Annotated in this window: 9 protein-coding genes; 4 read left to right on the plus strand and 5 right to left on the minus strand. The window is 73.2% G+C overall.

The features are described from left to right. Positions 1 to 9 precede the first annotated feature (9 nt). From E1266_RS15920 to E1266_RS15930, 3 genes are all read left to right on the plus strand, one after another. On the plus strand, positions 10 to 1,089 hold the full coding sequence (locus E1266_RS15920) for an NAD(P)-dependent alcohol dehydrogenase (protein ID WP_132047614.1): 1,080 nt from the start codon (positions 10 to 12) through the stop codon (positions 1,087 to 1,089). 107 nt (positions 1,090 to 1,196) lie between these two features. Further along, the gene (locus E1266_RS15925) at positions 1,197 to 3,413 is read left to right on the plus strand and encodes a cytochrome P450 (RefSeq protein ID WP_132047616.1); all 2,217 of its coding nucleotides are present in this window, start codon (positions 1,197 to 1,199) and stop codon (positions 3,411 to 3,413) included. Positions 3,414 to 3,508: 95 nt separating this feature from the next. Beyond that, a complete protein-coding gene (locus tag E1266_RS15930; protein ID WP_132047618.1) occupies positions 3,509 to 4,612 on the plus strand; it encodes an acetamidase/formamidase family protein in 1,104 nt (367 codons plus the stop codon). Here the strand turns inward: E1266_RS15930 and E1266_RS15935 are convergent. The 3 genes from E1266_RS15935 to E1266_RS15945 all read right to left on the minus strand — a co-directional run bounded on the left by E1266_RS15935 (position 4,609) and on the right by E1266_RS15945 (position 6,669). Further along, positions 4,609 to 4,908 carry a hypothetical protein gene (locus tag E1266_RS15935; RefSeq protein WP_132047620.1) on the minus strand — a complete coding sequence of 100 codons (300 nt, stop codon included), beginning with the start codon at positions 4,906 to 4,908 and terminating at the stop codon, positions 4,609 to 4,611. The genes E1266_RS15930 and E1266_RS15935 overlap by 4 nt on opposite strands. Before the next feature lie 79 nt (positions 4,909 to 4,987). Beyond that, entirely contained in the window at positions 4,988 to 5,767 is a 780-nt protein-coding gene (locus E1266_RS15940; protein ID WP_132047638.1) for a sulfite exporter TauE/SafE family protein, read from the minus strand. A 113-nt stretch (positions 5,768 to 5,880) separates the two neighbouring features. Further along, positions 5,881 to 6,669, minus strand: a complete 789-nt coding sequence (locus E1266_RS15945; protein ID WP_132047622.1) for an ABC transporter ATP-binding protein — start codon at positions 6,667 to 6,669, stop codon at positions 5,881 to 5,883. 219 nt (positions 6,670 to 6,888) lie between these two features. Between E1266_RS15945 and E1266_RS15950 the strand changes: the two genes are divergently transcribed. Next, the gene (locus tag E1266_RS15950; protein WP_132047624.1) at positions 6,889 to 7,644 is read left to right on the plus strand and encodes a hypothetical protein; all 756 of its coding nucleotides are present in this window, start codon (positions 6,889 to 6,891) and stop codon (positions 7,642 to 7,644) included. Between the two features lie 90 nt (positions 7,645 to 7,734). Here the strand turns inward: E1266_RS15950 and E1266_RS15955 are convergent, their stop codons facing one another. Both E1266_RS15955 and E1266_RS39435 read right to left on the minus strand, forming a co-directional pair. Continuing rightward, positions 7,735 to 8,454 carry an RDD family protein gene (locus E1266_RS15955; RefSeq protein WP_132047626.1) on the minus strand — a complete coding sequence of 240 codons (720 nt, stop codon included), beginning with the start codon at positions 8,452 to 8,454 and terminating at the stop codon, positions 7,735 to 7,737. A gap of 88 nt (positions 8,455 to 8,542) precedes the next feature. Further along, complete coding sequence (locus E1266_RS39435) at positions 8,543 to 8,896, minus strand: DUF2752 domain-containing protein (protein ID WP_132047628.1); 354 nt, start codon at positions 8,894 to 8,896, stop codon at positions 8,543 to 8,545. Positions 8,897 to 9,378 lie beyond the last annotated feature (482 nt).

Consider the following 9,378-nt stretch of genomic DNA (forward strand, 5'->3'; position numbering starts at 1 on the left):
GGAGGCCGCATGCGGGTCACCGCCGCCGTACTGGACCGTCCCGGGGAGCCCCTGGCCCTGCGGGACGTGGAACTCGGCCCGCCCCGCCCGGACGAGGTCCTGGTCCGGCTCAGCGCGGTCGGCATCTGCGCGACCGACCTTGAGTTCGCGACGTTCTTCGAGGCGCCCGCCGTGCTCGGGCACGAGGGCGCCGGCATCGTGGAGCGGGTCGGCGACCGGGTCACGTCCGTGGCGCCGGGCGACCACGTGGCCCTGTCCTTCACCTCGTGCGGGCGCTGCCGGCCCTGCCTGACCGGTTCGCCCGGCTACTGCCTGCGGTTCGACGCGCTCAACTTCAGCGGGCGGCGACCCGACGGGTCCTCGGCCGTCTCGCTCGGCGGCACCGAGATCAACGCGCACTTCCTCGGCCAGTCGGCGTTCGCCGACCACGTGGTCGCGCCCGAGCGGGCCGTCGTGCCGATCGGCAAGGACGCCGACCTCACCCTGGCCGGGCCGTTCGGCTGCGGCTTCCAGACCGGCGCGGGCGGCGTGCTCAACGTGCTGCGGCCCTCCCCCGGGTCGTCGATCGCGATCTTCGGCGCGGGGTCGGTGGGCATCGCGTCCGTCCTCGCGGCGGCGCTCAGCGGCTGCACCACCGTCGCCGTCGTGGACCTCAACGCCGAGCGGCTGGCCACGGCCCGCTCCCTCGGCGCCACCCACGGCGTGACCGGGGGCGAGGGCGCCGCCGAGGAGCTGCGCTCGATCGCCCCGGACGGGTTCGACTTCGTCCTGGAGACCACCGGCCGCGCGGACGTGCTCCGCACCGGCGTGGAGGCCCTCGCCCCGCTCGGCCACTGCGGCGTGATCGGCGTCGGGCCGAGCGCGGAGATGAGCTTCGACTGGCGCAGCGTCCTCAACGGCCGCACGATCACCGGCATCATCGGCGGCGGCGCGATCCCGCAGGTCTTCGTGCCCGAGCTGCTGCGGCTGCACGCCGCGGGCCGGTTCCCGGTGCACGAGATCGTGGCGCGCTTCCCGTTCGAGCGGATCGGCGACGCCGTCGACGCGGCGAAGAGCGGGACGGTCGGCAAGGCCGTCCTGACCTTCTGACCGCGAGGCCGTCCCCGAGGCCGGTCTGCGAGGCCGGCCCCCGAAGTTCCCAGAGGCGCGGCTGGGCAACACCGCGCGGAAGCCATGCGGCACCTGGAGTCGCGCACATGACGCAGCAGCAGATGACACAGCAGGAGCAGTTCGACCACCACTCGGACGAATGCAACGCCGACCCGGTCGCGTACTACGCGGCGTACCGGGAGGGGTGCCCCGTCGGGCGCACCTCGGCGCACGGCGGGTTCGTCTACACGACGCGGTACGCCGACGTCGCGCGGATCGCCCGGGACGACGAGGCGTTCTCCTCCGCGCGCGAGGCGACCGGCGTGGACGGCGTCGCGATCGTCATCCCGAGCGGGCCGGGCCTGGAGCAGTACCCGATCGAGCTCGACCCGCCCCGCGCCACCGGCTACCGCGACCTGATCAACCCGCTGCTCACCCCGGCGGCGGTCGAGCGGCTGCGCCCGATGATCGCCCGGCACGCAGCGCGGGCCGTGGACGCGTTCATCGAGCTGGGCTCGGCCGACTTCGTCCGCGACCTGACCAACCCGGTCCCCGCCGCCGTCACCCTCGACTGGCTGGGCTTCCCCGAGGAGGACTGGGCGAGGCTCGCCGGGCCGGTGCACGACATCTTCGCCGCCCCCGCCGGCAGCGAGCGCGCGCAGCGGGGCGCCGAGGGCCTCGCCTACATGGAGCGGCGCATCCGCGAGCTGATCCGCGACCGCCGCGCCGAGCCCGCCGAGGACGCGGTCAGCGCCCTCGTCGGCGCGCGCGACGAGCACGGCGAGCCGTTCGGCGAGGACGAGCTGGTCTCGGTGATCGGCCTGCTCATCGCGGGCGGCGTCGACACCACCACCTCGCTGACCGGGTCGACGCTCGTCCACCTGAGCCGCAATCCCGAGCAGCGGCAGCGCCTCATCGAGTCCCCCGACCTGCTGGAGCGCGCCACCGAGGAGTTCCTGCGGGCGTTCGCGCCGTCGCAGTCGATGGCCCGCACCGCGCTGGACGACGTCGAGATCGGCGGCTGCCCGGTCAAGGCCGGCGAGCGCGTCCTGATCCCGTGGGTGGCCGCCAACCACGACCCCGCCGTGTTCCCCGAGCCCGAGGAGATCCGGCTCGACCGCGACGCGTCCCGGCACCTCAGCTTCGGGATCGGCTCGCACCGCTGCGCCGGGGCGCACCTGGCCAGGGCGATGTTCCGGGAGATGATGACGCAGGTCCTGACCCGTCTCCCGGACTTCCGCGTACTGGAGGACGGCCTCGTCGGGTACCCGACCAACGGCAACCAGAAGGGCTGGGACGCGATCCCGGCCGTCTTCACCCCGGGTCCGCGCGCCACCGGCACGTCGGTGGCCGCTTCCCCGCTCGGCACCGCCTACGACCTGACCGTGACGCGCGCCGAGCCCGCGGCCGACGGCGTGCTCGCCCTGACGCTGGCGCGGCCCGACGGCGCGGAGACCCCCGCGTGGGAGCCCGGCGCGCACCTTGAGCTGCGGCTTCCGTCCGGCCGGGTGCGCCAGTACTCGCTGTGCGGCGACCCGGACGACCGCACGCGCTACCGCATCGCCGTGCTGCGCGAGCCGGACGGCCGGGGCGGCTCGGAGGAGGTGCACGCGCTCGCACGCGAGGGCGTCACGTTCGGCGTGCGCGGCCCGCGCAACCACTTCCCGCTCGTGGACGCACCGTCCTACCTGTTCCTCGCGGGCGGGATCGGCGTCACGCCCATTCTGGCCATGGTCCGCGCGGCGGCCGCGCGGGGAGCCGGCTTCCGCGTCGTGTACGGCGGCCGCACCCGCGCCACGATGGCGTTCCTGGACGAGCTCGCCGCCCTCGCCGGCGACCGGCTCCGGGTGCTGCCCCAGGACGAGGCCGGCGTCCCGGACCTGAAGGCGATCCTCGCGGAGGCCGGACCGGACGCCGCCGTCTACTGCTGCGGCCCCACCGGGATGATCGCCGCGGCGGAGGGCGTCTGCGACGAGCTGGGGATCCGCCCCCGCCTGCACGTCGAGCGCTTCACCGGCGACGACTCGCTGGAGGTGGCGTTCGACCCGGCGCTGAACACCGAGTTCGACGTCCACCTCGCGCGGACGGGCGCCACGCTGCGCGTCCCCGCCGACCGGCGGCTCATCGAGGTCGTCCAGGAGGCGGTGCCCGGCCTGTCGTACGACTGCGAGAAGGGCTACTGCGGGGCGTGCGAGACGCGCGTCCTGGCCGGCGAGCCCGAGCACCGGGACTCGCTGCTCACCGAGGAGGAGCGGGCCGCGGGCAGGACCATGATGATCTGCGTGGGCCGCTGCACCTCGTCTCGCCTGGTGCTCGACCTGTAGCGCCTATACGAGACACCATCTCGGATGATGCAGGTTTTACACGCGGTTAACGGTCTCGGAACGGTGCCGCACCACCCGGCGGCGAGCATTCGGACATGCTTCAGCCCAAAGAAGGCCGGATCGACGGCGCGCACTACCTCCCGACCACCCCCGAGACCTGCCTGTGGGGCCGGCTCCCGAACCGGGACCGGCCCCCGGTGCTGCGGGTCGCGTCCGGCGACACCGTCACCATCGACACGCTCAGCCACGAGGGCATCCTGGAGGACCAGGGCCGCGACCCGGTCACGTACCTCGCGGGATTCGGCGTCCCCGCCGGGGAGGTGCTCGCCGACGCCCGCGACCTGGCCGCTTCCGGAGTCGCCCACGACTACGACGAGGACGGCCCGCACGTCGTCACCGGCCCGATCGAGGTGGCCGGCGCGGAGCCCGGCGACATGCTGCGCGTCGAGACGCTGAGCCTGCTGATCCGGGCGCCGTACGGCTTCATCAGCAGCAGGCACGGATACGGGGCGCTGCCCGGCGAGTTCCCCGAGACCGCCCCCGACAGCGGCCCCGGCGAGGACGGCGGCGTCCGCGCCTACAACAGCGTGTGCGAGTTCGTCGAGGTCGTCGAGGAGGCCGGGCGGCTGCACGGGACGCTCCCGTACGGCGGCGGACGCGCCGCACGCTTCCCGCTCAAGCCCTTCCTCGGGCTGATGGGAGTCGCGGCCGACACCGCCGACCCCGTCCACTCGGTCCCGCCGGGCAGCCACGGCGGCAACCTCGACATCAACGAACTCCAGGTCGGCTCGTCGCTCTACCTGCCCGTCCACGTGCCCGGTGCCGGCTTCTACACCGGGGACCCGCACTACGCCCAGGGGAACGGGGAGGTCGCGCTCACCGCCCTGGAGGCGCCGCTGCGCGCGACGCTGCGGCTGACGGTGATTCCGCGCGCGGAGGCGTCCGCCCTCCTCGGCATGCTGGACGAGCCCTTCGCCGAGACCGCCACGCACTGGCTGCCGCTCGGCCTGCACGAGGACCTCGACGAGGCCGTGCGCCGCGCCGTGCGGGCCGCGGTCGGCTTCCTGTCTGCGACGCAGGAGATGCCCCGGCACACCGCCCTCGCCTACCTCAGCGGCGCCGCCGACTTCGAGATCAGCCAGGTGGTCGACGGGATCAAGGGCGTCCACTGCATGATCCGCAAGGCCGACTTCCGCTAGCCGCCCGCCTCGCCGCGCCCGTTTCCGCGCCCGTCTCCGCGCCCGTTTCCGCGCCCGTCTCCGGACCGCTCGCCCTTCTCGTCGGCCACGGGGTGCTCCACCAGGGCCAGCACCCGGTTGGACATGAACCGGGCCGTGCGGATCGCGGTGCCCGTGCGGGTCACCTCGCTGACCTCCACCACCCCGCGCCGATTGCCGATCTCCACGCGGCGCCCGGCGCGGGTGGCGGCGACCTCGTAGGTCCTGGTCGCGGATCCGCCGACGTCCACCACGATCTCGACCCAGTCACCCTTCATGGGCACCCCCTGCAGCATCCGAACGGATGTTCGATATGTACCCGGGAACGGCCCCCGGCAATCCCGCCGCGGACGCGGATCAGCCGAACAGGAGCTGGGCGATCGCGGCCAGTCCCACCGCCACGATCACCCCGCGCAGCACCAGCGGCGGGATCCTGCGCGCGAGCCTGGCGCCGAGCAGCCCGCCGATCGTCGAGCCGACCGCGATCAGCAGCACCGCCCACCAGCTGATCTCGGTCTCGCCGAGCAGCCACATCCCGATGAACAGCAGCGCGGCCGTGCCGTTGACGATGGACACCATCGCGTTCTTGGCGCCGTTGAGCCGCTGCAGGTCGTCGTCCAGCGCGATCCCCAGCAGCGCGATCAGCACGATCCCCTGCGCGGCGCCGAAGTAGCCGCCGTACACGCCGGTGCCGAAGACGCCGATCCACAGGCCGGGGCCGCCCTCCGGACGGTGCCGCTCCCGCCCGTCGCGGCGTTCCCGCATCCACGCCTGGAGCCTCGGCTGGACGACCACCAGCACCAGCGCGATGAAGATCAGCACCGGCACGATGACGGCGAACGCCTCGGGCGGCAGCGTCAGCAGCAGGAGGCCGCCGGTGACCGCGCCGGCGAACGAGGCGCTGCCCATCCGCACCAGCCGGCGGCGCTGCCCCCGCAGCTCCTCGCGGTACCCGTACGCACCGCTGACGTTGCCGCTCACCAGGCCGAGGTTGTTGGACACGTTCGCCACGACCGGCGGGTAGCCGAGCGCGAGCAGGGTCGGGAACGTGATCAGCGTGCCGGAGCCCACGACCGCGTTGATCCCGCCGGCGGCGATCCCGGCGGCCAGCACCGCGATCGCGTCGAAGACGTCCACCCGCACCTACTCGGTCATAAAGCCGACAACAGCCTCACGATGGTAGAGAACCGTGCAGGTAGGCCCGGAAACCGGGGTGCCCGAAACGACCGATCCGGGCTGTCCGCTCCGGCTCACCGGACGGCGCGGGCGTACCAGCGGCCGTTCTGGCGCTCCACGGTGAGCGGGAGCCCGAAGGTGTCCGACAGGTGCTCGGCGGTGAACACCTCGTCCACCTTCCCCTGCGCGACGATCTCACCGCCGCGGAGCAGCATGGCGTGGGTGAAGCCCTCCGGGACCTCCTCCACGTGGTGCGTGACCATCGCCATCGTGGGCGCGGCCGGGTCGTCGGCGAAGGCCGCCAGCCGGGCCACCAGCTCCTCCCGGCCGCCGAGGTCGAGGCCCGCGGCGGGCTCGTCCAGCAGCAGCAGCTCGGGGTCGGGCATGAGCGCGCGGGCGATCTGGACGCGCTTGCGCTCGCCCTCGGACAGCGTCTCGAACGTGCGGCGCATCAGGTCGGCGCAGCCGAGGGCCTCCAGCAGCGAGACCGCGCGGCTCACGTCGGTCGAGTCGTACTCCTCCTGCCAGCGCCCCAGGATCGCGTACGAGGCGGTCAGCACCAGGTCCACGACGCGTTCCCCGGTCGGTATCTTCTGGGCGACCGACGAGCTCGCCAGCCCGATGCGGGGGCGCAGCTCGAAGACGTCCGTGCGGCCCAGCTCCTCTTCGAGGATCACCGCCTTGCCCTCGGTGGGGTGCAGCATCGCGGCGGCGATCTGGAGCAGCGTCGTCTTCCCCGCCCCGTTCGGGCCCAGCACGACCCAGCGCTCGCCCTCGCTCACCGTCCACGTCACATCGCGCAGCAGGGTCGCCCCGCCGCGCCTGACCCCGACTCCGCGGAGCTGAAGCACTTCGCCGGCCATCGCGCGCCTTCGTCTCCCATCCGGTGGTCCCGAACCTCAGACAAGAACCTATGTGATCCGGGGCGCCGGGCGCCTCCCGCCTCCCCACCGGAACGACGGTTCCGCTATGCACCCCTGGCGCAAGAGGTTGCTTACGTACGGCGGCAACGGCCTCGCGAACGCTTATGGTGGATCGCATGCTCGTACGGGAGTGTTGGGAAAGCGAATGAGCAAGAACGTATGAGAGCCGCCGCCGCGACAGCGCTGGTCTCCTGGGGGAACGCCTGGCTGACCGGGCACGTCGGCCTGGACGAGGCGGTGGACGCGGTCGAGGAGAGCGCGGGCCCGCAGATCCTGGGCGGCGAGCCCGCCGAGGTGACGCTGCGCCGCGGGCTCGGCGACCTGCGCGTCGGCGGGATGACCGCGCTGCGGCTGGCACTGCCCGAGCCCGGCGACCCGCTGGGCCTGACCGGCCCGCCCCCGCTGAACCGCGCGGCGATCGACGCGGGGGCCGCCGTCGTCGCCGTGCTGGACGGCCGGGCGATCGGCCTCGTCCCCGCCGAGGACCGGCGCGGATCGTCGTACGTCGGCGTCCGCTGGGCGACGCACGACGCCGCCCCGGGGCTGCCCGACGTCCCGTCCCTCGCGGACGCCGACCGGCAGCTCACGCTTGCGATGCGGGACGCCACCGAGGCGCTGCTGACCGTGGACGACTTCGCCGGCGTGCCGCCCGAGATCGCCGACGCGCTCGTCGACCTGCGCGACCCCGAGCGCGGCGGCCACCCGCTCGCGCCCGGCTACCCGCCGCGCGCCCACCGCGTCGCCGCGCTCGCGGGCCGGCTGTCCCTCGTCGTGGAACTCGCCCGGCAGATGGACGACCGCGGTCTCGGCGCCGACCAGATGCGGCGCCGCGCCGAGGCGCTGCGGCTGCTGGACCGTGCCGTCCGGCGGGCGCTGGTGGCCGCGTGCAACAGCGCGTTCGACACGGTGCCGTGACCTAGACCGGGGAGCAGAGGCCGGGAGCAGAGGCCGGGAAACGGAAGCGGGGCGCCCCCGAAGGGACGCCCCGCTCTCATGGACCGGTTATCAGGCGCGGACCACGATGGTGTTGCACACCTTGTCGGCGAACGTCTGCTTGCGGTCGTCCCACAGCGGCCAGAGGAAGCCGAGGTAGCACAGCGCGCTGTCGAGGATGTGCGCGATCTTGCGGACGACGGCCATGCCGAAGCCGATCGGCTGCCCGGTCTGCGCGCCGACCAGGCGGATGCCCATCTGCCGCTTGCCGATCGACTGGCCGGTCGTGCCCTCCTGGTGGCAGATCCACAGGAAGAGGCCGAGCCAGACGGCGAGGCCGATCAGCATGAACAGCACGCCGATCGCCGCCGCGCCGCCGCTGCCGGACCCGCTGAGCAGGCTGCCGATCAGGTACAGCACGAAGAACGGGGCGACGACGATGAGGTAGTCGATGATGTAGCCACCGGCACGCGAGCCCCACTCGGCCAGCTGGCCGGTCGAGCCGTAGTGGTGGTGGTGCACCTCCTGCTGGTAGCCCTGGGCGGGGGGCGCCGTCTGGGCGCCGTAGCCGTGCTGCGCGGGGGGCTGCTGGCCGTACCCGGGCTGCGCCGGGGGCTGCTGGCCGTACCCCGGCTGCGCGGGCGGCTGCTGGCCGTAGCCGGGCTGCTGGCCGTAACCGGGCTGCGCCGGCTGCTGGCCGTAACCGGGCTGGGCCGGGGGCTGCTGGCCGTACCCGGGCTGTTGCTGCCCGTAGCCCGGCTGCTGACCGTACGGGTCGTAGGGGTTGCCCACACTTGCTCCTTATTGATTGACCCTGTGGTTGTGTGACGCCCGCCGGACCCGGTGGGCTCCGCAAGTCTGACCGAGGATCGACCGCGGCTCAAACGCGCAGAACACCGAACCGGACGAGCTGCCACAGCTCCGACCCCAGTAGGGCGGTGCCGAGCATCCAGGCACGGGTCTTCGGCTGGAGTGCCCACCACCGTCCTCCCGGCCCGAGCGGTGCGAGCGCCACGGCGATCGCGCCGACCAGGGCCACCGGGTTCGCCAGCACGGCCTGGGCGGGACGGCCCGAGCCGAGTTCGATGAACACGGTGGTGCTCCCGCAGAGGGGGCACGGGATTCCGGTGAGCGCCCGAAGGGGACAGAGCACGCCGGGGTCGTTGACACGGTGGATCCAAGACGCGCCGATGGCCGCAACGGCCATCGCCGCGACACGCAGCACCACACCCATGGGTCCATGCCGTGCCGCGGTGAGGGTCCGGCTCACGGTCCCGCCGAGCACACCGTTCGGTGCACCGGCGGCCGCCGCCCCGGGCGCTTCCCCCACGAATCCTCCGCCTCGATGACTGAACTGAGTGACCCGTATACAGGGTTCACCCCGAGGCAGGTCAAGCCCGGCCAACGATCCGCGATCGGACCGTTACCCAGGGCTCGCCGACGCCACCTCACGGCAAGAGTAGGACAAATCGCCACCTGCGCGAGCACTCTTTCACCCGACGAGTTCCACGAATCGTCTGGAAATTCGCGGCGGACGAAGCAAACGAGCGACCGGCGGGACGGACGCGCACGGAGCGGAGCGACGTCCAGGTAAGGCGTACGGGCCAGAACGGACGTCCTGCGAGGTGAGACGCCGTGTGACCAAAGGCATGAACGAAAACGCCACATGCGGCCAGCGCAAGCGGATGTGCGGGGGTGGTGCGGGAGCTGTCTCTT

Origin of the sequence: Actinomadura sp. 7K534 (assembly GCF_004348575.1) — a bacterium.
Classification (GTDB): Bacteria; Actinomycetota; Actinomycetes; order Streptosporangiales; family Streptosporangiaceae; genus Spirillospora; species Spirillospora livida.

Coding starts and splice junctions, on each gene's coding strand:
- E1266_RS15925 (WP_132047616.1), top strand. CDS start 1,197: ATGACGCAGCAGCAGATGACACAGCAGGAGCAGTTCGACCACCACTCG.
- E1266_RS15930 (WP_132047618.1), top strand. CDS start 3,509: ATGCTTCAGCCCAAAGAAGGCCGGATCGACGGCGCGCACTACCTCCCG.
- E1266_RS15945 (WP_132047622.1), bottom strand. CDS start 6,669: ATGGCCGGCGAAGTGCTTCAGCTCCGCGGAGTCGGGGTCAGGCGCGGC.
- E1266_RS15920 (WP_132047614.1), top strand. CDS start 10: ATGCGGGTCACCGCCGCCGTACTGGACCGTCCCGGGGAGCCCCTGGCC.
- E1266_RS39435 (WP_132047628.1), bottom strand. CDS start 8,896: ATGGGTGTGGTGCTGCGTGTCGCGGCGATGGCCGTTGCGGCCATCGGC.
- E1266_RS15935 (WP_132047620.1), bottom strand. CDS start 4,908: ATGAAGGGTGACTGGGTCGAGATCGTGGTGGACGTCGGCGGATCCGCG.
- E1266_RS15950 (WP_132047624.1), top strand. CDS start 6,889: ATGAGAGCCGCCGCCGCGACAGCGCTGGTCTCCTGGGGGAACGCCTGG.